The sequence below is a fragment of the Pseudomonas sp. dw_358 genome (assembly GCF_018449655.1).
Lineage (GTDB): Bacteria > Pseudomonadota > Gammaproteobacteria > Pseudomonadales > Pseudomonadaceae > Aquipseudomonas.
In genome coordinates this window covers 127972-150911 of the sequence record NZ_JAAVUX010000001.1, presented here as the reverse complement: position 1 = coordinate 150911, position 22940 = coordinate 127972, and the positions used below count along the sequence as shown (strand labels likewise).

General features: G+C 61.8%; 24 protein-coding genes. 15 read left to right on the top strand and 9 right to left on the bottom strand.

Going from position 1 to position 22940, the window contains the following annotated elements; all coding sequences use genetic code 11:
* The first annotated feature begins 5 nt into the window (after positions 1-5).
* The 5 genes from HB675_RS00705 to groL all read left to right on the top strand — a co-directional run bounded on the left by HB675_RS00705 (position 6) and on the right by groL (position 4618).
* Complete coding sequence (locus HB675_RS00705) at positions 6-1010, top strand: DUF481 domain-containing protein (protein WP_213875169.1); 1005 nt, start codon at positions 6-8, stop codon at positions 1008-1010.
* 101 nt (positions 1011-1111) lie between these two features.
* Entirely contained in the window at positions 1112-1840 is a 729-nt protein-coding gene (locus HB675_RS00700) for a HugZ family protein (RefSeq protein ID WP_345945738.1), read from the top strand.
* Positions 1841-1904: 64 nt separating this feature from the next.
* Positions 1905-2387: an FxsA family protein gene (locus HB675_RS00695; protein WP_213875167.1), complete on the top strand. Its 483-nt coding sequence runs from the start codon at positions 1905-1907 to the stop codon at positions 2385-2387.
* 245 nt (positions 2388-2632) lie between these two features.
* Positions 2633-2926: a co-chaperone GroES gene (locus HB675_RS00690; protein WP_213875166.1), complete on the top strand. Its 294-nt coding sequence runs from the start codon at positions 2633-2635 to the stop codon at positions 2924-2926.
* A 48-nt stretch (positions 2927-2974) separates the two neighbouring features.
* Positions 2975-4618, top strand: coding sequence for a chaperonin GroEL (gene groL / locus HB675_RS00685; RefSeq protein WP_213875165.1), 1644 nt, complete (start codon positions 2975-2977; stop codon positions 4616-4618).
* A gap of 112 nt (positions 4619-4730) precedes the next feature.
* Here the strand turns inward: groL and HB675_RS00680 are convergent, their stop codons facing one another.
* Positions 4731-5468 (bottom strand): phosphatase PAP2 family protein, encoded by a 738-nt coding sequence (locus tag HB675_RS00680; protein WP_213875164.1) that lies wholly within the window; start codon positions 5466-5468, stop codon positions 4731-4733.
* Positions 5469-5695: 227 nt separating this feature from the next.
* Here HB675_RS00680 and colR point away from each other — a divergent pair, with 227 nt between their 5' ends.
* The 5 genes from colR to HB675_RS00655 all read left to right on the top strand — a co-directional run bounded on the left by colR (position 5696) and on the right by HB675_RS00655 (position 9395).
* Positions 5696-6379, top strand: coding sequence for a response regulator transcription factor (gene colR / locus HB675_RS00675; protein WP_213875163.1), 684 nt, complete (start codon positions 5696-5698; stop codon positions 6377-6379).
* Complete coding sequence (locus tag HB675_RS00670) at positions 6369-7649, top strand: HAMP domain-containing sensor histidine kinase (protein WP_213875162.1); 1281 nt, start codon at positions 6369-6371, stop codon at positions 7647-7649. The genes colR and HB675_RS00670 overlap by 11 nt, the downstream gene beginning before the upstream one ends.
* A gap of 149 nt (positions 7650-7798) precedes the next feature.
* Positions 7799-8467 (top strand): class I SAM-dependent methyltransferase, encoded by a 669-nt coding sequence (locus tag HB675_RS00665; RefSeq protein WP_213875161.1) that lies wholly within the window; start codon positions 7799-7801, stop codon positions 8465-8467.
* Between the two features lie 5 nt (positions 8468-8472).
* Positions 8473-9186 (top strand): lipopolysaccharide kinase InaA family protein, encoded by a 714-nt coding sequence (locus HB675_RS00660; RefSeq protein ID WP_213875160.1) that lies wholly within the window; start codon positions 8473-8475, stop codon positions 9184-9186.
* A 2-nt stretch (positions 9187-9188) separates the two neighbouring features.
* A complete protein-coding gene (locus HB675_RS00655) occupies positions 9189-9395 on the top strand; it encodes a hypothetical protein (protein ID WP_213875159.1) in 207 nt (68 codons plus the stop codon).
* 25 nt (positions 9396-9420) lie between these two features.
* Here the strand turns inward: HB675_RS00655 and HB675_RS00650 are convergent, their stop codons facing one another.
* The 3 genes from HB675_RS00650 to HB675_RS00640 form a co-directional block, all read right to left on the bottom strand.
* Positions 9421-11472 (bottom strand): bifunctional diguanylate cyclase/phosphodiesterase, encoded by a 2052-nt coding sequence (locus tag HB675_RS00650; RefSeq protein ID WP_213875158.1) that lies wholly within the window; start codon positions 11470-11472, stop codon positions 9421-9423.
* Between the two features lie 223 nt (positions 11473-11695).
* Positions 11696-12292 carry a Fe-Mn family superoxide dismutase gene (locus HB675_RS00645; protein WP_213875157.1) on the bottom strand — a complete coding sequence of 199 codons (597 nt, stop codon included), beginning with the start codon at positions 12290-12292 and terminating at the stop codon, positions 11696-11698.
* A 168-nt stretch (positions 12293-12460) separates the two neighbouring features.
* Positions 12461-13060 (bottom strand): LysE/ArgO family amino acid transporter, encoded by a 600-nt coding sequence (locus tag HB675_RS00640; protein WP_213875156.1) that lies wholly within the window; start codon positions 13058-13060, stop codon positions 12461-12463.
* 88 nt (positions 13061-13148) lie between these two features.
* On the opposite strand from HB675_RS00640, the gene HB675_RS00635 reads away from it, so the two are divergent.
* The 3 genes from HB675_RS00635 (at position 13149) to HB675_RS00625 (ending at position 16008) form a co-directional block, all read left to right on the top strand.
* On the top strand, positions 13149-14039 hold the full coding sequence (locus tag HB675_RS00635; protein WP_213875155.1) for a LysR family transcriptional regulator ArgP: 891 nt from the start codon (positions 13149-13151) through the stop codon (positions 14037-14039).
* Between the two features lie 25 nt (positions 14040-14064).
* Positions 14065-15066 (top strand): NAD-dependent epimerase/dehydratase family protein, encoded by a 1002-nt coding sequence (locus HB675_RS00630; protein ID WP_213875154.1) that lies wholly within the window; start codon positions 14065-14067, stop codon positions 15064-15066.
* 84 nt (positions 15067-15150) lie between these two features.
* A complete protein-coding gene (locus tag HB675_RS00625; RefSeq protein ID WP_213875153.1) occupies positions 15151-16008 on the top strand; it encodes an ATPase in 858 nt (285 codons plus the stop codon).
* A gap of 157 nt (positions 16009-16165) precedes the next feature.
* Here HB675_RS00625 and HB675_RS00620 read toward each other — a convergent pair whose 3' ends face one another.
* Complete coding sequence (locus HB675_RS00620) at positions 16166-17218, bottom strand: alkene reductase (protein WP_213875152.1); 1053 nt, start codon at positions 17216-17218, stop codon at positions 16166-16168.
* Between the two features lie 58 nt (positions 17219-17276).
* On the bottom strand, positions 17277-17579 hold the full coding sequence (locus HB675_RS00615; protein ID WP_213875151.1) for a metalloregulator ArsR/SmtB family transcription factor: 303 nt from the start codon (positions 17577-17579) through the stop codon (positions 17277-17279).
* Positions 17580-17756: 177 nt separating this feature from the next.
* Here HB675_RS00615 and HB675_RS00610 point away from each other — a divergent pair, with 177 nt between their 5' ends.
* Positions 17757-18326, top strand: a complete 570-nt coding sequence (locus HB675_RS00610) for an ACP phosphodiesterase (protein WP_213875150.1) — start codon at positions 17757-17759, stop codon at positions 18324-18326.
* A 24-nt stretch (positions 18327-18350) separates the two neighbouring features.
* Here HB675_RS00610 and HB675_RS00605 read toward each other — a convergent pair whose 3' ends face one another.
* Positions 18351-19127: a lysophospholipid acyltransferase family protein gene (locus HB675_RS00605; protein WP_213875149.1), complete on the bottom strand. Its 777-nt coding sequence runs from the start codon at positions 19125-19127 to the stop codon at positions 18351-18353.
* A complete protein-coding gene (gene olsB, locus HB675_RS00600; protein ID WP_213875148.1) occupies positions 19127-19882 on the bottom strand; it encodes an L-ornithine N(alpha)-acyltransferase in 756 nt (251 codons plus the stop codon). Before olsB ends, HB675_RS00605 begins: the two co-directional genes overlap by 1 nt.
* Positions 19883-20113: 231 nt before the next feature.
* Between olsB and HB675_RS00595 the strand changes: the two genes are divergently transcribed.
* Positions 20114-21271 (top strand): phosphatidylserine/phosphatidylglycerophosphate/cardiolipin synthase family protein, encoded by a 1158-nt coding sequence (locus tag HB675_RS00595; protein ID WP_213875147.1) that lies wholly within the window; start codon positions 20114-20116, stop codon positions 21269-21271.
* Between the two features lie 95 nt (positions 21272-21366).
* On the opposite strand, the gene HB675_RS00590 is transcribed toward HB675_RS00595, so the two are convergent.
* Entirely contained in the window at positions 21367-22890 is a 1524-nt protein-coding gene (locus tag HB675_RS00590; RefSeq protein WP_213875146.1) for a fumarate hydratase, read from the bottom strand.
* Between the last annotated feature and the right edge of the window lie 50 nt (positions 22891-22940).

Sequence of the window (22940 nt, the reverse complement as noted above, 5' to 3'; positions counted from 1 at the left end):
TGCCCATGATGTCCAGAACCCTGCTATGCCTTGCTGTCGCCAGCACATCGACCGTCGCCCTGGCCGACACTGTGTGGCTGAAAAATGGTGACCGTCTGACCGGTGATATCACGGTCTTCGACGGCGGCAAGCTGATGCTGACCACCAAGTACGGTGGCGCGATCCCCATCGACATGAAGCAGGTCAAAACGTTCGAGAGCTCCCATGAGCTGCTGGTCAAGCAAGGCAAGTACGACGAGCAGAAAGCCAAGACCATCAAGGCCGCCGATGATGGCAAGGTCACCTTGGAAAACGGCGAGGCCAAGACGGTCGACATTGCCAGCCTGCAACAGCTGATCAAGCCCAAGCCGGTGATCACCGATCTGGTCTGGACCGGCAACATCGACGCCGCCGTGGATTTCCAGCGCGCCGACACCGATACCGATGACTACAACCTGGCCTTCAAGACCACCGCGCGCAGCGGCCGCTGGCGCCACACGGCGACGGGCGAATACAACCGCGAGACCCAGGAGCAGGTTACCACCACCAACAACTACACCCTGGACTACCAGGCTGACCGCTTCATCACTGATAAGTGGTTCTGGGACGGTCGCGGCAACTACAACCGCGACACCATCGAAGACCTGGCCCGCCAGCGCACGGTGGGTACCGGTCCGGGCTACCAGTTCTGGGACGACGAGCTAGGCGCTTTCTCGCTGATCGGCCTGCTCAACCGCACTGATTACGAGTACCGCGATGGCAGCCTGGATAATTTCATGTCGGCCTCGGTACGCTGGAACTACAACCGCTTCCTGATGGGCAAGACCTTGGAGTTCTTCACCGAGGGCGAGCTGGGCAAGCCCTTGTCCGGCGCCGCCAACTACAGTTTGAGCAGCGATGTAGGATTGCGTTACAAAGTCACTTCCTGGGCCTCGCTCAACCTGAAGATGGAGAAGGACCAAGTCACCGGCAGCAGCAGCGGCGACCTCAACACCACCCGCTATACCGCCGGTCTGGGCCTGACCTGGTAACATCCGCAAGCAATAATGGTTACCTGACCTGGTAGCATCCGCAAGCAGTAATGTTTACCGTTGTGGCTCTGCCTTTCCTTTATGAAGATGAGGAGCCACGTGTGAGCATTGATACCGCCACCCAAGCCCGCCACTTGTTGCTCAAGGACTACCGCGGGGTCTTGTCCACCCATTCCAAGGCCATGCCGGGGTTCCCGTTCGGTTCCGTGGTGCCGTACTGCCTGGACGCCGCCGGCCAGCCGCTGATCCTGATCAGCCGGATCGCCCAGCACACTCATAACCTCAAGCTCGATCCCAAATGCTCGTTGCTGGTGAGCGAGCGGGGCGCCGAAGACATCCAGGCAGTAGGACGGTTGACAGTGCTGGCCGAGGCACACAAGCTTGAAGGCGACGCCGTGGCCTCGGCTGCCGAGCGCTATTACCGCTATTTTCCCGACTCGCGCAATTACCACAGTGCCCATGATTTCGACTTCTGGGTGCTCAAGCCTGTGCGTCACCGTTATATTGGCGGTTTCGGGGCGATTCACTGGCTGGACGACCTGACGCAGGCCAACCCTTTCGCCGAAACGACGGAGGCAGGGATGGTCGAGCACATGAACGCCGATCACGCCAAGGCCATTGCTCACTACGTGGAGTTGGCCGGGCTGCCGACGACGCCGCCTGCGCGGATGGCGGGTGTCGACAGCGAAGGGCTGCATCTGCGCATTGGCCAAGGTCTATACTGGCTGCCGTTTGCCGAGCCTTGCAACACTCCGATACAAGTGCGCGAGGCCTTGGTTTCTCTGGCTCACGCCGCTGCCTGGCCCGGTCTTGAGGTGCAGGCAGGTTGAAATCGCCCTCGGCGGACGCATTTAGCTATTTCAGGAAGAACTGTCTTCCGTCGAGGAAACCACGATGCGCGCTTTTCTGTTGCTGTTATTGCTCTTTCCGGTGCTGGAGCTGTATGTGTTCTTCCAGGTCAGCACTGCCATCGGCTTTTTCCCTGCCCTGTTGTTGATCATCGCCGGCTCCGTGCTGGGCTTGATGGTCGTGCGCGTGGTCGGTCTGGCCACCGCGTTGCGCACCCGGGAAAGCATGCAGCGCGGCGAGCTGCCGGCCGAACAGATGTTCCAGGGCTTGATGCTGGCCGTGGGGGGTGGGCTGTTGTTGCTGCCCGGTTTTGTAAGCGATGTGCTGGGTGTTCTGCTGATGCTGCCACCCAGTCGCCGCCTGATCGCCAGCGTCCTGCGTCGTCGCGTCGAGGCCCAGGCCGTGCGTCAGCGTGCCTTCTCCGAAGACCTCAAGCCCCGCGGCGGCCCGAATGTGCACATCGAACCGCCGAGCTCAGGTCGTCGACCCGACATCATCGAAGGCGATTTCGAGCGGCGTGATTCGTGAGTTTTCGCCAGCGCTCTCCCGAAAAAAAAATGCCTGCGGCCTTGTAATCGGCCTTGGCGACCTCATGTATGGGTCACCGCAAGGTTTCTGGTTCCTGTTCACACGGGCCAGACATGATTCCGCACCTCGCCTGGCCTGCTCCGGCGTCATCGAGCAGCGCACGGCAGGTGTGACCGGCACCGCCGGACGTAACAACCGCCGGGTTCATACCGGCCGATGAAAACCATAATTAGGAGAGATCGACAATGAAGCTTCGTCCTCTGCATGACCGCGTCGTAATTCGTCGCAGCGAAGAAGAGTCCAAAACCGCTGGCGGTATCGTTCTGCCAGGTTCGGCCGCTGAAAAACCCAACCGTGGCGAAATCGTCGCTGTGGGTACCGGCACCATTCTGGACAACGGCGAAGTTCGTGCGCTGGCCGTGAAAGTGGGTGACAAGGTCGTGTTTGGCCCCTACTCCGGCAGCAACACTGTGAAGGTAGACGGCGAAGACCTGCTGGTGATGAGCGAGAAAGAAATCCTCGCTGTCGTCGAAGGCTGATTGGCTACGTACTCCCGTTACGACCCCGTATTCAAGGAATAAATGATCATGGCTGCTAAAGAAGTTAAGTTTGGCGATTCCGCTCGCAAGAAACTGCTCACCGGTGTCAACGTCCTGGCTGACGCAGTAAAAGCGACCCTGGGCCCTAAAGGCCGTAACGTCATCATCGAGAAAAGCTTCGGCGCGCCGACCATCACCAAGGATGGCGTTTCCGTAGCAAAAGAAATCGAGCTGAAAGATCGCTTCGAAAACATGGGCGCGCAGCTGGTCAAAGACGTTGCCTCCCGTGCCAACGATGACGCAGGCGACGGTACCACCACCGCCACCGTACTGGCTCAATCGATCGTCAACGAAGGCCTGAAGGCCGTCGCTGCCGGCATGAACCCGATGGACCTCAAGCGCGGCATCGACAAGGCGACCATCGCCATCGTCAAAGAGCTGAAAGCTCTGTCCAAGCCATGCGCTGACTCCAAGGCCATTGCTCAAGTCGGTACCATCTCGGCCAACTCCGACAACTCCATCGGCGACATCATTGCCGAAGCCATGGAAAAAGTCGGTAAAGAAGGCGTGATCACCGTCGAAGAAGGCTCGGGCCTGGAAAACGAACTGTCGGTCGTAGAAGGCATGCAGTTCGACCGTGGCTACCTGTCCCCATACTTCGTCAACAAGCCAGACACCATGGTCGCCGAGCTTGACGGCCCGCTGATCCTGCTGGTGGACAAGAAGATCTCCAACATCCGCGAAATGCTGCCCGTGCTGGAAGCCGTTGCCAAAGCCGGCCGCCCACTGCTGATCGTGGCTGAAGACGTCGAAGGCGAAGCCTTGGCAACTTTGGTCGTGAACAACATGCGTGGCATCGTCAAGGTTGCTGCCGTCAAGGCACCAGGCTTCGGCGACCGTCGCAAGGCCATGCTGCAGGACATCGCCGTACTGACTGGCGGTACCGTCATCTCCGAAGAGATCGGCCTGAGCCTGGAAAGCACCACCCTGGAGCACCTGGGTAACGCCAAGCGTGTGATCCTGTCCAAGGAAAACACCACCATCATCGACGGTGCTGGTGTTGAAGTGGACATCCAGTCCCGCGTGACTCAGATCCGTCAACAAGTGGCCGACACTTCGTCCGACTACGACCGTGAAAAACTGCAAGAGCGTCTGGCCAAACTGTCCGGCGGCGTTGCAGTGATCAAGGTTGGCGCTGGTTCCGAAGTCGAAATGAAAGAGAAGAAAGCCCGCGTTGAAGACGCCCTGCACGCAACCCGCGCAGCCGTCGAAGAAGGCGTGGTACCTGGCGGTGGCGTGGCACTGATCCGTGCTCTGCTGGCCATCGTTGACCTGAAGGGCGACAACTCCGACCAAGACGTCGGTATTGCTGTCCTGCGTCGCGCGATCGAAGCGCCTCTGCGCCAGATCGTTGCCAACTCCGGTGACGAGCCAAGCGTTGTGGTCGACAAGGTCAAGCAAGGTTCGGGTAACTTCGGTTACAACGCGGCTACCGGCGAATACGGCGACATGATCGAAATGGGCATCCTGGACCCAACCAAGGTAACCCGTTCGGCTCTGCAGGCTGCAGCCTCCATCGGCTCGCTGATCCTGACCACCGAGGCCGCCATCGCGGAAATCGTGGAAGACAAGCCTTCGGGCGGCGGCATGCCAGACATGGGCGGCATGGGTGGTATGGGCGGCATGATGTAAGCCGGCTTTACCCCCTGAGTATCACCCATAAAAAAACCCCGCCTTGTGCGGGGTTTTTTTATGGGTATCTCAAGTGGGGCCTGAGGCAACAGGGCTGCTCCCACAACCGCTGTCAGGCGATGGCGGGTTGTGGCTCGGTGATCTCTACAGCCTTGGGCCGGTACAGCATGACGTAGTAGGTCCCCAGGCAGATCAGCCAGCAGAAGGTCGCGGCCCAGATGTTATGGGATAGAAAATGCGCGCCCTGAATCATTCGGCCGATGGAGAACACGGTGCCCAGCGCGAAGGCGAAGACCAGGCTGCGGCGTGCCCAGCGCCGGCTGCGATTGCGGAAGGCAAAAAACAGGGTGAACAAGGTAAAACCGGTGGCCGCATGGCCGCCGGGCCAGCAACGACCAGGATCATCGGTCGGTGGGCGGTGCTGCAGCAACTTGGTGTAGACCTGCTGGCCGCCAAACTCGGTCAAATCCCAAGGGCATTGCACGCCGGTGAGTGTCTTGATGGGAGCGGTGTAGCTGGTGGACAGGGTCATGGCCACTACGACGAAGGCGAATTCGCGGCGGTAGGTCAGCAAACGCTTGACCATGTAGCTGGCGAAGTACCCAACGGCGGCGAACACGCCGATGGCGATCACAAACTGCTTGGCGCGGTCGTGCAGCACCGTTTCCAGCCAATAGCTGTGCTTGCCGGCAAAGGTGTGGTCGATGGGGTCGTAGAACAGGCGCTCCAGTACCATGTCGATATCAGTGAGCTCCAACAGCAGGAGCGAGATGGCCACCATTATTGGCAAGCCGAGATACAGCTTGAAATTAATGCGCGGTGACGTGGGTTGCAGGGCGGTTGAGGGCATGGTCGGTCCACGGTAAAACGGAACGGTTCCCATCGTCATGAAGGCGATCAGGATTGAATGACACGCTAACCTTCAAGTTTGCGCGTTTTAACGTTGGATGTGTGTCAATGAGAGGTGAAAAAAACGTCAATGGTGTCAAACGTCGATGGGCGCTGGCCGGTTGCCTGCGCAACCTTTAAGCTGCGCCAGCCAAACGGGAATCTGCGGCGAATGGAGCGAGAACACTGATGCGAATTTTGTTGGTCGAAGACAACCGGGACATCCTAGCCAATCTGGCTGACTATCTGGGTTTGAAGGGGTATACCGTCGATTGCGCCCAGGACGGACTGTCTGGCCTGCACTTGGCGGCCACCGAGCATTACGACCTGATCGTCCTCGATATCATGCTCCCCGGCATCGACGGCTATACCCTGTGCAAACGCCTGCGCGAAGATGCTCGGCGCGACACGCCGGTGATCATGCTGACCGCCCGCGACCAGTTGGATGACCGCCTCCAGGGCTTCCGCTCGGGTGCCGACGACTACTTGCTCAAGCCCTTTGCCCTGTCGGAACTGGCCGCCCGCATCGAGGCTGTGCTACGTCGCGCCCAAGGCGGTGGCCGGCGCAACCTGCAGGTGGGTGAGCTGATCTACGATCTCGACACCCTTGAGGTGACGCGCGAGGGCAAACTGCTCAAGCTCAACCCGGTGGGCCTCAAGCTGCTGGCGGTATTGATGCAGAAAAGTCCTCATGTCCTGCGCCGCGAAGTACTTGAGGAAGCCCTGTGGGGCGATGATTGCCCGGACAGCGACAGCTTGCGCAGCCACGTTCACCAATTGCGTCAGGTCATCGACAAGCCATTCGACAAGCCACTGCTGCACACGGTGCACGGCGTCGGCTATCGGTTGGCCGAGGGTCGTGATGGAGTTTAAGCAAAGCCTTTCACAACGCATCATCATCGCGTTTGCCCTGATGAGCGCGCTGGTGGCCGGAGCTTTTGCCGTGGGCATTGTCGCCACCGTACATTTGGTGGAAGAGAAGCTTATCTCCGCAGGCCTGGGGGGTGATCTACAGCGTCTGTTGCAGATGGACAGCGTCGGCGACTGGTCGCACCGCCCCGAGCCTGACCAATTATTCTATTTCTCCGGCGGGCCGGGCGACTATGAACTGCCCAAGGATCTGCATCATTTGACGCCGGGCTTTCATGAAGTGTTTCGCGGCGACCTGTCCTATCACGCCATGGTCGAGGTCGTCGACGGTCGGCGCTACGTGCTGCTGCAGGACCAGAGCGATTTTGAGGAGCGCGAACGCGTGCTGTTCGCCGTGGTGGTGGTGGGCTTCGTTCTCAGCCTGGCGCTGGCCTTGGTCCTCGGCTGGGTACTGGCGCGTCGCGTCATGGCGCCGGTGGTGCGCCTGGCCCGTCAGGTCCGGCACCGTGACCAGTTGCTGGGCCTCGCGCCGCCGCTGGCCCCGGACTACGCCGCCGATGAGGTCGGTGAGTTGGCCGTGGCCTTCGACGCCACCCTGGGGCGGCTGCGCGAGGCCCTGAGCCGCGAGCGCATGTTCACCAGCGACGTCAGCCATGAGCTGCGCACACCGCTGATGGTGCTGGCGAGTTCCTGCGAGCTGTTGCTGGAGAATCCTGCCCTGGAACCTCGCGCTCGCAACCAGGTGCAACGCATTGCCCGGGCTTGCGAAGAAATGCGCGAGCTGGTGCAGACGTTCCTCATGCTGGCGCGGGCCCAGCGCGATGACTCCGATCTGACCGCGCAGATCACTCTCGAGCAAGTGGCCGAGGACCTGCTTCAGCTCTGGCGCACGCCGATCGAGGCCAAGGGGTTGCAACTGGAATACTTCGCCGAAGGCGCAACGGACCGGCGCTACAACGCGACCTTCTTGCTGACCGTCATGGGTAACCTGCTACGCAACGCCATGCACTACACCGACCAGGGCTTTATCCGGCTGAAACTCTCGGGCCATGTCTTTACCGTGGAAGACAGCGGTGTGGGCATTCCTGAGGAGAAGCGCGAAGCCATGTTTCAGCCTTTTGTGCGCGGTGGGGAAAAACGCGGCGAAGGCCTGGGCCTCGGGCTGTCCCTGGTGCAACGCATCTGTGAGGACCAAGGCTGGCAGGTCGAGCTCAGCGAGCGCGAGCCGCAAGGCTGCTGTTTCCGCGTGGAACTGGCAGCGGGTGCCAACTGAGCCAGAAAAACCATTCATGACTATTTTTTTTGTTAATTGAAATATCTTGAAATGTATGAATTTGTTAATAATGAATTTTTCACATTTGTCTGACTGCTCGACCACAAACGCGTGGCTAGTCTCGGGGGATGCACTCAGGAGATAGCCCCATGAGCGAAGAGGTCAAGCTCGAGTTTTCCGACAAATACGATGAAGCCCACGCCCGGAAATACTTTTTAAAACACCAGAATGGTGTTGCCCGTCGGATGTCGCATTGGCGGGATGTGCAACTGGCCCGCAAGGTATTGGCCATGGCGGGCGACCCCGGCCTGGTATTGGATCTGCCCTGTGGGGCAGGCCGTTTCTGGCCGATGTTGGCCGAAAAGCCCGGGCGCGTGATCATCGGTGCGGACAATTCCGCTGCCATGGTGCAGACGGCCTGCACGATGCTGCCGCCTGAAGTGGTCAAGCGGGTCAGACCCTTGCAGACCTCCGCCTTCGCGATCGACCTCCCCGAGGCGTCAGTGGACTGCATCTTCAGCATGCGCCTGCTGCATCACATCGGCGAAGCGGCGCACCGCGCGGCCCTGTTCAAGGAGTTTCATCGTGTCACCCGCGACAGTGTCATCCTGTCGTTGTGGGTCGATGGCAACTTCAAGGCGTGGAAGCGCCAACGCGCCGAGGCCAGCCGCCAGCAGGAGGGCTACCAGAATCGCTTTGTGTTACCCAGGCAGAGGGTGGCGCGCGAGTTTGCCGAGGCAGGGTTCAGGGTCGAGCGACACTTGGACTTTGTGCCCCACTACGCCATGTGGCGCGTGTACTTATTACGTAAGGATTGATTGTCATGGCTGCAAACAGTGCAACTGAAAGCGGCGCTACTCAGGATCAGCGTTTCGACTATTTCTGGGCCCAGCGCGGTGAGTGGGTGGAAGAGCCCAACGAGCGGCGCGGCGGCGAGAGCGGCGTACAGCGGATTCATGCCAGCAACGGCGGACTGCTGTATGCCAAGCGCCAGACCGGGCATATCTACCGCAGCTGGCTGTACCCCTTCGGCCGTCCGACGGTGCTGCGCGAGCGGGACGCCATTCAGGGCTTGCAGGCCTTGAATGTGCGGGTGCCGGAGCTGATCTTCTGTGGCGCCCAGCGCGATCCTCAGCATCAGTGGCGGGCGCTGTTGGTCACCGCCGCCCTGGAGGGCTTCGACGAACTGGACAACTGGTACGCCGCCGGTGGGCGCGAGCGGTACGGGGAAGAACTCCATGAGCGCATTCTTGAGGCGTTGGCGCAGAACCTGGCACGCATGCACAAGGGGCGGTGGCAGCACAGCTGCCTGTACAGCAAGCACGTGTTTGTCCGGGTAATTGGAGAGGGCGAGGACGCTAAAGTGGAAGTGGCACTCCTGGACCTCGAGAAATGCCGTCAACGGCTCCTGCCCCAGGCCGCTGCTCGCCACGACCTCAAGCAACTGCGCCGCCACTCGTCGTTCAGCGATGCAGAGTGGAAGAAGTTCCTCTACTTTTATGAGGCAGCGTTTGGCAGCGCTATCAAGGGGTTGTAGTCATGAAGTTAGAAGTCGCTCGAGGTGTGTTTCTGGTGGCGGCGCTCGGGGTTGCCACGGCAGCTGCGGCTGCCTGGGGTGAGCCCGGCTCGCAAGTGGTCAGCGCGGGGGCCTGCGTGCCTCGTGTGGCCAAAATGCAGACTTCGGCCCAGCCAGGCCAGCCATTCCTGATGCTCATGTACAGCCTGGGTCACGCCGGACGGACCTGAGGCCCGACCGGGTTCCGTCGTTGTCCTACAACGATGGTACCCGGATCCGGTCGGTCTGCCTGAGAAACGCCGTCAACTCGCGCACCGGCAGCGGCTTGCTGTACAGGTAACCCTGACCTTCATGGCAGCCCTCGGCAATGATGTAGGCCTCCTGTTCGATGGTCTCCACCCCCTCGGCGATGACTTGCATGCCAAGGCTTTTGCCCAACTGGATGATGGCGCGCACGATGGTTGCGTCATCGTCGTCCTGCAGCACATCCTGTACGAAGCTCTTGTCGATCTTGATCTTGTCCAGCGGCAGTGACTTCAGATAGCTGAGGGACGAATACCCCGTCCCGAAGTCGTCAATGGCGATCAGCGCACCGGAGCGGCGCAGGCTCAGCAGATGCTGGGCAGCGGTGCTGATGTCTTCCATCAAACCGGTTTCGGTGACCTCCAGCTCCAGGCTGCGCGGCGGCAGGCGATAGCGCTGCATGAGGTTGTTGATTACCCGTGGCAGCTCACTGTGGTGCAGCTGCACCGTGGACAGGTTGACCGCCATGCGCACATCGGTGAAACCCAGGTCATGCCATTCGCGAAGCTGCCGGCAGGCCTGGTCCAGCACCCATTCGCCAATAGCGATGATGCAGCCGTTCTGCTCGGCCAGCGGAATGAACTGGTCCGGCGGGACCAGCCCGTGCTCCGGATGCTGCCAGCGCAGCAAGGCCTCGACCCCCACCACACGGTGGTCGGCATAGCTGATCTGCGGTTGATAGACAAGGTACAGCTGGTTGCGCGGCAAGGCGTCGCGCAGGTCTTTTTCCAGTTCACGCCGGCGGCGCATCTCGCTGTCGACGCTGGCGATGTAGAACTGGTAACGATTGCGCGAGCGGGTCTTGGCCAACGTCATGGTCTGTTCGGCTTTTTGCAGCAATTTTTCGGTGCTGTCGCCATCTTCCGGGAAGAGGGTGATGCCGATGGTGGCGCGCAGGCGGATTTCGTGAGGCTCAAGGGCAAACGCCGCTTCTAGGTCGTCGAGGATGTTCTGCGCCAGCTCGGCGGCCTCGTAAGGCTGCTCGATGTCCGCCTGGACCAGTGCGAATTGATCGCCGCCCAACCGCGCCAAGGCGCCGAGACGGCCGCTGTGGCCGCGCAGGCGGTCTGCCAGGGCCAGCAGCAGCTGATCGCCGATCTGGTAGCTGAACTGCTCGTTGATGCCCTTGAAGTCGTCCAGGCCTACGCATAACACGGCCACGCTGCGTTGCCGGCGTCCGGCGTCGACCAGAATCTTGTCCAGCTGACTCTGCAATTGCAGGCGATTGGGCAGCCCGGTCAGGAAGTCGTACTGGGACATGCGCTGCAGGCTGTTTTCCGCTTCATGGCGCAGGTGGGTGTTGCGTTCGATGGATTCGAGCAGTTGGTTGGCCGTGTTGATCCACAGGCCCAACTCGTTCCGTTCATGCCCCTTGAGCAGCGGCAGCTTGTGCTCGCTGGGACGGTCGGGGTTGATCTGGGTCAGGTGCTCGATGATCCGCGACAGCGGCTTGGTCAGCATCCAGTGGTAGATCAGGTACAGCACCAGGCCCATGGCCATGGCTCGCAATACGCCGGAAATGAAGATGATCACCGAGCTCATCAGGAACGCCTGGCCATAGCTGGCGGTGTCAAGGGTGATGCTCAGGTCGCCGTAATATTCGCTGTAGGGGCTGCGGCCCACCAGTTGCGTGGTGAAGGTGCGCTGGGCGCCGAGGATCGGGTCGGTCAGCCAGCGGCTCGCGGATTGCTCCAGCGGCCGGGTCTTTTCCGCCAGCATGGCTTCATTGGGGTGCCCGATGGAGGCCACGCGCACGGCCTGGTCCTGGAACAACCCTTCGATGACCTGCATGCCCATTTCCCGATCCAGGCTGTAGACGGCCTGGGTCGAAGGGTCGCGGAACATGTTGAGGATGCGTCCGGCGTCATTGGAAACGGCCTGGCGGGTCTTGTAGACGTCGAAGACGATCTGCGCACAGCTGAGCGCAACACCGACAATCAGCGCTGATAACAGGACGAACCGGAGTAGCTTCACCGACAGGCTGTGCTTGAGTTCCAGCTTCAAAGCGTTTTTCCTTGTACCGAGCGCCATGCTTCACCGTGCCGAGAGTATTGGCAATCTGGAGGTGGCCGTCAAAGGGCATTCCGAAGGTGGCAATTCTTGCCTTGCTAACTATCTCGGCAGGAGTCGGGTCAATCTTGAGGACCCTTCGTCAATTGTCATCGACCCAACGCGCGGGCATAAAAAAACCGACCCGCGAGGGGGTCGGCTTTCAAAGCACGTCGGCTCAGGCCGTGAACGCTTTGCCTTCGAACTGCTCGGCAACGAACTTCCAGTTCACCAGGTTCCAGAACGCCTCGACGTACTTCGGACGCAGGTTGCGGTAGTCGATGTAGTAGGCGTGTTCCCAGACATCGCAGGTCAGCAGCGGGGTATCGCCACTGGTGATCGGGTTGCCGGCGCCGATGGTGCTGGCCAGGGCCAGGGAACCGTCCGCCTTTTTCACCAGCCAGCCCCAGCCGGAGCCGAAGGTGCCGATGGAGGTCTTGCTGAACTCTTCCTTGAACTTGTCGAACGAACCGAACGACTTGTCGATGGCTGCGGCCAGTGCGCCAGTCGGTGCGCCGCCAGCGTTGGGGGCCAGGCAGTTCCAGTAGAAGGTGTGGTTCCAGACCTGGGCCGCGTTGTTGAAGATCCCGCCCGAAGAGGACTTGACGATCTCTTCGAGGCTCTTGCCTTCGAACTCGGTACCAGGGACCAGGTTGTTCAGGTTCACGACGTAGGTGTTGTGGTGCTTGTCGTGGTGGAACTCCAGAGTTTCCTTGGAGATGTGCGGTTGCAGCGCGTCGTGGGCATACGGCAGCGGTGGCAATTCGAAAGCCATGGGTGATTCTCCTAATCAGGGTCTGTTGCGGTGAACGCAAGGCCGATCACGGGCGGCCAGTAATACGCCGGCGAGTTTTTACTCTTTGCGGCGCAGCGTTGGATCATAGCACCGGGGCAGAGCCTTAACCACGCAACAACTGTAGGGGATAGAGGTTCCGCTTTCGGTTCAGCCGAGCATCAGTTGACCGGCCACTGCAAGCATCATGACCGCCACCAACCCGTCGAGGATGCGCCAGGTGGCCGGCCGTGCCAGCCAGGGTGCCAGCCATGCGGCCGCCAGGGCCAGGCTGAAAAACCAAAGCAGGGACGCGCTGGCGGCGCCGGCCACGTAGGCACCGGGAACGCTCTGCTGGGCCCCCAGCGAACCGATCAGCAGCACCGTGTCGAGGTACACGTGGGGGTTGAGCAGGGTGACCGCCAAGGCGCTGAGCAGCACCGCGTGCAAGGCGCGGGTGCCCGCGCCGGCCGCCTGTTCCAGGCTCTGGGCTGCAAGCGCCCGGCGCACGGCTTTGCAGGCATACCCGATGAGGAACACCACGCCGCCCCACCGGGCCACCGCCAGCAACAGGGGGTTATGCGCCAGCACGTTGGCCAGGCCGAATACCCCGGCAGTCACCAGCAGAGCATCGCAAAGCACGCAGAGTGTGGCCACGGCGAGGTGATGTTCGCGACGCAGGCTTTGAGCCAGTACGAAGGCGTTCTGCGTGCCGATCGCCATGATCAGGCCGCCGGCCACCAAGATCCCGTTGAAATAGCTCTGCCACATGACTCATACCCCATTAATGAGCTGCCATGCTCGGGCTAATCGGTGTATAAGGAAAACGAATAACTGTAATTACCCATTAGGTAAACTGATGTTCGACTACAAGTTACTGTCGGCCTTGGCCGCCGTGGTGGAACAGGCTGGCTTTGAGCGTGCCGCGCAGTTGCTGGGTCTGTCGCAATCGGCGGTCTCGCAGCGCATCAAGTTGCTCGAAGCCCGAGTCGGTCAGCCGGTGCTCATCCGGGCCTCGCCGCCCGTGCCCACTGGGCTGGGCCGCCAGTTACTCAATCACGTCCAGCAAGTACGCCTGCTGGAGCGCGGCCTGCAAGGCCAGGTGCCGAGTCTGGACGAGGAGGGCATTGCCCAACGTCTGCGGGTGGCAATCAACGCCGACAGCCTGGCCACCTGGTGGGCTGCGGCTGTCGGGGATTTCTGCGCCGAGGAAGGGTTGCTGCTGGACCTGGTGGTGGAAGATCAGGACGTCTCCCTCAAGCGCATGCGCGCCGGTGAGGTGGCTGCCTGCCTGTGCGCCAGTCAGCAGCCGGTAGCGGGTGCACGCAGCCTGGCGTTGGGGGCCATGCGTTACCGGGCACTGGCGTGCCCCGGATTCATGGCGCGGCACTTTGCCAAGGGGGTCACCCCGGCAACATTGAGCCGCGCTCCGGCCCTGGTCTATGGCCCGGATGACACCCTGCAGCACCGCTATGTGGCGATGCTGGGCATGGACGGCCCATTTTCCCACCACCTGTGCCCGTCCTCCGAGGGCTTCCTGCGCATGGCCGAGGCCGGTATCGGTTGGGGCCTGGTGCCCGAACTGCAGGTGCGCGAACAGTTGGCCAAGGGTGTGCTGGTCGAGCTGATGCCGGATAATCCATTGGATGTGCCGCTGTACTGGCACTATTGGCGCAGTGGCGGCCAGTTGCTCGAGCAATTGACCGATCGCTTGGCCCGAGCCTGCCATCAGGCGCTTGTCCAGGGCTGAAGATGAAAGACGAGTGGAGCAGTTCATGAAAATTCTGGTCACCGGCGCGAGCGGGTTCATTGGCGGCCGCTTTGCGCGCTTCGCTCTGGAGCAAGGGCTCGACGTGCGGGTCAATGGGCGGCGCAGCGAGGCGGTCGAGCACCTGCAGCGCCGGGGCGCACAATTCATTCCGGGCGACCTGGGTGACGCCGAGTTGGCCCGGCGCCTGTGCATGGGCGTCGACGCGGTGGTGCACTGTGCCGGCGCGGTGAGCCAATGGGGTCGTCGCCAGGACTTTATCCAGGCCAACGTCCAGGTCACCGAGAATGTCGTCGAAGCCTGCCTGAAGGAGCACGTGCAGCGCCTGGTACACCTGTCTTCGCCCTCGATCTATTTCGACGGCCGCTCGCACCTGAATATAAAGGAAGAGCAGATACCGCGGCGTTTCTACAACCACTACGGGGCCAGCAAATACCTGGCGGAGCAGAAGGTCTTCGGCGCCGCCGAGTTCGGCCTGGAGGTGTTGGCCTTGCGTCCGCGTATGGTCACCGGTGCTGGCGACATGGCGATTTTTCCGCGCTTGTTGCAGCTCCAGCGCAAGCGCCGTCTGGCCATCATCGGCAACGGTTTGAACAGGGTCGATTTCACCAGCGTGCACAACCTCAACCAGGCGTTGCTCAGTGCCTTGCAGGTGGGGCCAGCGGCGTTGGGCAAGGCCTATAACATCAGTAATGGCGCGCCGCTGCCGATCTGGGATGTGATCAACTATGTGCTGCGCCGGATGCAGCTGCCTACTGTCACCCGATACCGTTCGTTCGGGCTGGCCTATGGCGCTGCGTTGCTCAACGAGGGCGCCTGCTCCCTCTGGCCCGGTCGGCCGCGGCCCACGCTGTCGCGTCTGGGCACGCAGGTGCTGAACAAGAGTTTCACCCTCGACATTTCCCGGGCCAGGCATCATCTGGGCTATGAGCCCTCGGTGAGTCTGTGGGCGGCGCTGGACGAGTTCTGTGGCTGGTGGCAGGCCAGTCAGCCGATGCTCGAAGATTGAAACATTTGCGGGTCGATCAAACCCGGCGGGCAGTTTAAGATCCCAGCATTTTTTGCCAACACTGATTCATGAAGGTCACCCGCCATGCGCAAAGACGCCACAGACGATTTTGATGACCACTTGCCCAGTCTGCGGGCCGATGACCGTGACCATGAATTCGACGCGCCCGCTTCGGCGCCGGATCGCAACGCGGTGTACTCGCGCACGACACCCGTAGTGCGGGTCAAGCCGCCGATGATGGGGGCGCTCTGGGCGCTGATTGGCGCCTTGGCCATTGCGCTGGCAGGACTGGGCTGGTGGAGCTTCCGCCACCTGTCGATGATGGAACAGCAATTGGTCGCTACTCAGGAAAGCTTCGCCCGTATCAGCGAAGATGCCGCAGGTCGCTTGCAGGCCATCAGCGGCAAGGTCGCCAATACCGAATCCAGCGCCAGCTCCGATACCGAGGCGTTGAAGGCGCAGGTGCAGCAGCTTCAGGCACGCCTCGACGACCAGGCCCGTCAGCAACAACAAGGCGTCATGGGCTTGCAGAGCGGGCTGGGCAAGCGTCTGGAAGATGCGCAGAACCAGTCCAGCGCTCAGGCGGTGGCGTTGCAGGCGGCCAACGAGCAGTTGCAGGCGCAGGTGAAAGCCCTGAGCAGTGACCTGGCCACGCTCAAGGCAGCCCAGACCGGTCAGGGTCAGTTGGAAAGTCAGGTCAATACGTTGAACGGTGATGTGGCAGCCTTGAAGAAACAGGGCAACCCGGCCGCGCAACTGGAGCAGATCCAGCAAGACCTGCTGGTACTCAAAAGCGAGCAGGACAACCGCCCGGCGGCGACCCCGGCCAATACGGCAGAGTTCGATGCGTTTCGTGGCCAGGTGACCCGCAACATCATCGCCTTGCAGAGTCAGGTGCAGAATCTGCAACAGCAGATCAATGCGCGGGCTGGCCAACAGTAGGCATGATTGAGGCGCTTGTGGCAGCAGCGCTGGGGCGCGATGCAGGCGACGCGGTCTTGCAGGAGCATGCGTTGATGTCATCGCGCCCAAGGGCGGCTTCCACAGGGTCCGAAGTGGGTTCGGATTTTCTGCAGAAGCCGGTAGTGCCCGTCAGCCCTTACGCCAAGGCTGGATAATCGGTATACCCCACTGCGCCCTGGCTGTAGAACGACTCCGGGCGTGGCTCGTTCAGCGGCGCCTCGGCCCGCAAGCGTGCCGGCAGGTCAGGGTTGGCGATGAACGGCACACCAAAGGCGACGGCATCGGCGACGCCGCGGGACAAGGCAGCGTTGGCGCTGTCCTTGCCGAAACGCTCGTTGACGATGTAGGGGCCGCCAAAGGCTTTCTTGATCAACGGGCCGATGCTGTCGTCAGCTTCCTTCTCCCGTGAGCAGATGAACGCGATACCGCGTTTGCCCAGTTCCCGTGCCACGTAGGTGAAGGTCTCGGCGCGGGTGTCGTCGCCCATGTCGTGCAGGTCGGCGCGTGGCGAAAGGTGCATGCCTACGCGGCCGGCGCCCCACACGTCAATGGCGGCGTCGGTCACTTCCAGCAGCAGTCGTGCACGGTTTTCCACCGAGCCACCGTAGGCGTCGGTGCGCTGGTTGGTGCTGCTTTGCAGAAACTGATCCAGCAGGTAACCGTTCGCGCCATGTATCTCCACGCCATCGAAGCCCGCTGCCTTGGCATTTTCGGCGCCGGTACGGTAGGCGTCTACGACGTCGGCGATCTCGGCCGTTTCCAGGGCGCGCGGCGTCGGGAAGTCAGCCAGCGGACGCACCAGGCTGACATGGCCGGCCGGCTGGATGGCACTCGGCGCCACCGGCTTTTCACCATTCAGGTAGCTCTCGTGGGAAATGCGCCCGACGTGCCACAGTTGCAACACGATGCGCCCGCCCGCTGCGTGCACGGCATTGGTCACCTCGGTCCAGCCACGGACCTGGTCGTTGGACCAGATGCCGGGGGTATCCGGGTAGCCCACCCCCATGGGCGTGACCGAGGTGGCTTCGGAGATGATCAGTCCGGCGCTGGCCCGTTGTACGTAGTACTCGGCCATCAGCGCGTTGGGCACGCGACCGGCATCAGCGCGGCAGCGGGTCAGGGGCGCCATCAGAATGCGGTTGGGCAGCTCCATTGCGCCCAGTTTGATCGGGTCGAAAATCGTGGTCATTCGGTAAGCCTCGTCAGTGTCTTTCAATGATCATGGGGTAGTTCAGGCCGCCAAGCGCCTAGAGTTCAAGGCTCAATTGGCGGAGGAACGCCTGGACAGCGTCCTCGTTGCGCTTGAAGAAATGCCATTGGCCGACCTTCTTGCTGCTGATCAAGCCAGCACGCTGCAGGGTGGCCAGATGGGCGGAGACAGTCGATTGGGAGAGGCCGCAACGTTGGTCGATCTGTCCGGCGCACACGCCGTGTTCCGTGGCGTACTGCTGGTCGGGAAACTGCTGTTGCGGGTCTTTGAGCCAGGCCAGGATTTCGCGCCTTGCGGGGTGAGCCAGCGCTTTTATGATGTCGTCGAGATCCAGAGGCATGAATCGATCACTTATTGGGTTGGGCCGGTTACCGGGACAGCGCGGAAGAATATATCGCAAGAACACGAAATTTATATCGGTATTTCGCGATATACAAATATATATCGGCGCTAAGCGCGCCTTTCAACCAAATTTCAAGCTATAACCACCTTGATGGCAAGTGCTAAGCTGCCCCGCATGAACTATCTCGCACACCTGCACCTCGGCGGGCAAAGCCCGCAACAACTGCTGGGCAGCCTGTACGGCGACTTTGTCAAAGGGCGTCTGGAGGGGCGTTTTGCGCCGGATCTGGAGGCCGCCATCCGTTTGCACCGGCAGATCGATGCCTACACCGACAGTCATCCGTTGGTGCTCTCGGCATTGCAGCTTTTCAGTGCCGAGCGTCGCCGGTATGCGGGCATCATCCTCGATGTGTTTTTCGATCACGTGCTGGCCAGGCACTGGCGCCAGTACCACCCCGAACCTCTGGGCGCATTCACTGCGCGCTTTTATGAGGTGCTCGGCAGCACGCCGGACCTGCCAGGTCGGCTGGCGCAGATCGCGCCGTCGATGACTGCCGATGACTGGCTGGGCTCCTACCGCGATTTTCGGGTGATAGAGCCTGTGCTCAATGGCATTGCGCGCCGCCTGTCGCGGCCCGAAGGCCTGGCAGGGGCGTTTGCCGAGGTGCGGGATCTGTATGAGCCGCTGAGCGAGACGTTCTTCGCCTTCTATCCCCAGGTGCAGGCCTTCGCGTTGGGGAAGTAGGGTGCAACTTCGGTCAGACCCGGTTCACGCGGCCTGTCGAGCCACTTCTGCGGGTGCCTCCCCAAACAGTGCGGCGTGCACCGCGCATTGGCATTCGTGGGCCAGTGCGGCTCGCTCCTTGCCTGTCGTGGCGATGGGCGCCAACAGGTAAATGTGCACTTGCGCGCGATTCTGTCCCAGCAGACGCATCAGGTGCGACAGCAGATCATCATCGCCGATGAACGGCGCCACCCCGTCGATCCGCCCGTCGCGCACATAGCGAATGGCGATGGGCTGCAACGCCACGCCGGCATCCTGGGCACTGGCCAGCAGGCGTCCATGGAACGTTCGCAGGTGACGTCCGTCCGTGGTGGTGCCCTCGGGGAAGATCAGGACGGGCGCGCCTTTTTGCAGCTGCAAGGTCATTTGCCGGCGGGTCAGCTGACTGTCGCCTGCCCCCCGGCGGATGAACAGGGTCCCGGCCTGCACGGCCAGCCAGCCTGCCACCGGCCAGCTGCGCACATCGGCCTTGGACAGAAAGGCCAGGGGTGCCAGCATCCCCAACAGCGGGATGTCGGCCCAGGACACATGGTTGCTGACCCAGAGCATTGGTTCGCGCGACGCCTGACCGTGTACCGTGACGGTGAAGGGCAGGGCGTCGCTCAGACGTATCATGAAGGCCTGTGACCAACGCAGACGACGCTCGCCGGAATCGCTGATCCTCGACCACTCCAATAGACGCACGGTGGCGGCCATGGCCAGCCCCAGCCCCACCACCATCACGATCCGCAGCATCCGCCCCAGCAGGCGCACGCGGCCCATCACACGGCCGCCTTGAAGTGCCGCGCATAGCGTGGGCACAGTTCGTCGCGCTTGAGCAGAATGAATACGTCGGCCACCTGAAACTGTTCGTCCCAGCATGGCTCGCCACAGACCTTGGCGCCCAGCCGCATGTAGGCCTTGAGCAACGGCGGCAGTTCGGCAATGACGTTGTGCGGCAGCTCCAGTGCCGGCAGTGCATGCCGTGGCTCGGCGCGCAATTGCTCGGTGCTCAAATAACGTTCGCGCAGGCGCTGCATGATGGCTTCGGCCTGGATGCCGCCGTCTTTCATCGAGATGCTGGCGCAGCCCATCAGGTAGCGGTACTGACCCTGATTGAGCACCTCGGCCAACTCGCTCCATAGCACGGCGATGGTGCCGCCGTTACGGTACGCAGGGTCGACGCAGGTACGGCCGATTTCCAGAATCGAACCTTGCAGGCTGTTCAGGCCGTGCAGCTTGAACTCTTCTTCGCTGTAGAAACCGCCTAAACGGTCTGCCGCCCGATGATCCAGCAGCCGTGTAGTGGCCACCAGGCGGCCTGTGCTCAGGTCGCGTACCCCGATGTGCTCACAGTGTGAGTCGTAGGTGTCCCTATCAAGGCCCAGTTCGGCGCCGTTCAGCCGGGCATCGAACGCCTCGCTGAACACGGCATAACGCAAGCTCTGGGCCTCACGCAACGCCTTGGTGCCGACCAGGCGCTCGGCCTGCAGACGACGTTCCTGGCGAGTCTCGACAACACGTGCACTCTGAGTCATGGCGGTCTCCATGGGCCAGCCGTTGGCATGGCTTTAGACTGATTGGGCAGACTCAGGCTATGCAGGGGCGGTGTCAGTCAAGTGACCTTTCAGTGATGCTTGGATGACAGCCGACTCAGAGGTTTGCCAGCGGCTGGACGGGCAGTTATGGTTGGCGCCTGAAACGATTGGACATATTTATGGGTCTCTGCCTACTCCCGCCACACCCCCTGCCACACCGGGCTCGCTGAGATGGCGGGTGCGATCTTTCCCTGGCGCGGTGACAACCAATTCGAGTTGCTGATCGACGGGCCGCAGTTCTTTCCTCCGATGCTCGCGGCCATTGCCCAGGCCCGGCGCCAGGTCGACCTTGAGCTGTATCTGGTCGAGGCCGGTGCGTGCGCAGAGGCCATGGTCGAGGTCCTGGTCAACGCCGCCGAGCGCGGAATCAAAGTGCGCTGCCTGTTCGATGGTTATGGCGCCCAGGCTTTCGGCCTGATCCTGCGAGGGCGGCTGCTGGAGGCGGGCGTCGAGCTGCGTACGTATAACCCGACCCGCTGGTACCGTGGTGGCCGCAACTTGTACCGCGACCACCGCAAGTTGTTGCTGGTGGACCAGAGCTGGGGCGTGGTGGGCGGCACCGGGGTGACCGATCAATTCTGGCAGCCGGGCGAGCCCGACAGTGAATGGCACGAAGTCATGGTGCAGATGCGCGGTACGCTCGTGGCCGATTGGCAGATGCTGTTCGACCGTCAGTGGCGCGCCAACCTGCGCCGCAGCGCCTGGCGCCCGGCGACCCACTTCGGCCTGCCGCGCCTGCCGCCGGTTCCCGTCGGTGGCGAAGGCCTGGGCCGGGTGGCCTATGCCGATTCGCGTCAGCACCGCGACATTCTGCAATCCCTGGTGCGTGCGCTGAACAGCGGCCAGCGTCGCATCTGGCTGGCCACGCCTTATTTTTTGCCCACCTGGAAAGTCCGGCGTTCACTGCGCCGCGCCGCCGCGCGGGGCGTGGACGTGCGTCTGCTGCTCACCGGCCCGCGTACCGATCACCCTTCGGTGCGCTACGCCGGGCATCGCTACTACCCGCGCTTGTTGCGCGGTGGCGTGAAGATTTTTGAATACCAGCCGTGCTTCCTGCACCTCAAAATGGTGCTGGTGGACGATTGGGTCAGCCTCGGCTCGTGCAATTTCGACCATTGGAACCTGCGCTTCAACCTGGAGGCGAATCTCGAGGCCCTCGACAGCACATTGACTGACCAGGTGCAGGCCAGCTTCGAGCACGACTTTGCCCGCAGCGCCGCTGTGACTTTGGCGGACTGGGAGGCGCGGCCGCTCTGGCGGCGGGTGCAGCAGCGTGTCTGGGGCTGGCTGGATCGTCTGGTGGTCAACCTGCTTGATCGTCGCAGCTGAGCCTTGAGGCCGGTGCTGTCGCTCGAAAATCCTGGTGGCCACCGTGGGATCTCCCACAGGTTGCGCAAACCCTGTGGGAGGATGGCCAGCCGGTTTTACTGCACCTCTACCGCCAGGCTATCGGCAATCTTCTTCTGCCAGATCGCCGGCCCGGTGATGTGCACCGATTCACCCTTGCTGTCCACGGCAACGGTCACCGGCATGTCCTTGACTTCGAACTCGTAGATGGCTTCCATCCCCAGTTCTTCGAAGGCCACGACCCGCGACTTCTTGATGGCCTGGGCCACCAGGTAGGCAGCGCCGCCTACGGCCATCAGGTATACGGCCTTGTAGTCCTTGATTGCCTCGATGGCGACAGGGCCCCGTTCGGACTTGCCGATCATGCCCAGCAGCCCGGTCTGATCCAGGATCTGCCGAGTGAACTTGTCCATGCGCGTGGCCGTGGTCGGACCGGCCGGGCCTACCACTTCGTCGCGAATCGGATCGACCGGGCCGACGTAGTAGATGAAACGGCCCTTGAGGTCTACCGGCAGCGTTTCGCCACGGTTGAGCATTTCGACCATGCGCTTGTGGGCGGCATCGCGGCCGGTGAGCATCTTGCCGTTGAGCAGGATAGTCTCGCCCGGTTGCCAGCTCTGCACGTCTTCCGGGGTCAGGGTGTCGAGGTTGACGCGACGGGCCGACGGGCCCGCTTCCCAGACGATTTCCGGGTAGGCGTCCAGGTCCGGCGCTTGCAGCTCGGCCGGGCCGGTGCCGTCCAGCACGAAGTGAGCGTGACGGGTGGCCGCGCAATTGGGGATCATGCACACCGGCAGGGACGCGGCGTGGGTCGGGTAGTCCATGATCTTCACGTCGAGCACGGTAGTCAGGCCGCCCAGGCCCTGAGCGCCGATACCCAGCTGGTTGACCCTCTCGAAAAGCTCCAGACGCATCTCTTCGATACGGTTGCTCGGGCCGCGCTTTTTCAGCTCATGGATGTCGATGGAGTCCATCAACACTTCCTTGGCCATGACTGCCGCTTTTTCGGCGGTGCCGCCGATGCCGATGCCCAGCATCCCCGGTGGGCACCAGCCTGCGCCCATGGTCGGGACGGTCTTCAGGACCCAGTCGACAATGGAGTCGGAAGGGTTGAGCATGGCCATCTTCGATTTGTTTTCCGAGCCACCACCCTTGGCGGCCACGTCCACTTCCACGGTATTGCCCGGGACGATGGAGTAGTGGATCACCGCCGGGGTGTTGTCCTTGGTGTTCTTGCGGGCACCGGCCGGGTCGGCGAGGATCGAGGCGCGCAACACGTTTTCCGGCAGGTTGTAGGCGCGGCGCACGCCTTCGTTGATCATGTCGTCCAGGCTCAGGGTGGCGCCGTCCCAGCGCACGTCCATGCCCACGCGCACAAACACGGTGACGATGCCGGTGTCCTGGCAGATCGGACGGTGGCCGGTGGCGCACATGCGCGAGTTGATCAGAATCTGCGCAATCGAGTCACGGGCCGCTGGCGATTCTTCGCGCAGGTAGGCTTCGTGCATCGCCTGGATGAAATCGACGGGGTGGTAATAGGAGATGAACTGCAAGGCGTCAGCGACGCTCTGAATCAGATCATCCTGCTTGATCACGGTCATGGGTGCGCTCCTCTGAAGATGGGAACATTCGATTGAATGACGGCTTGGTC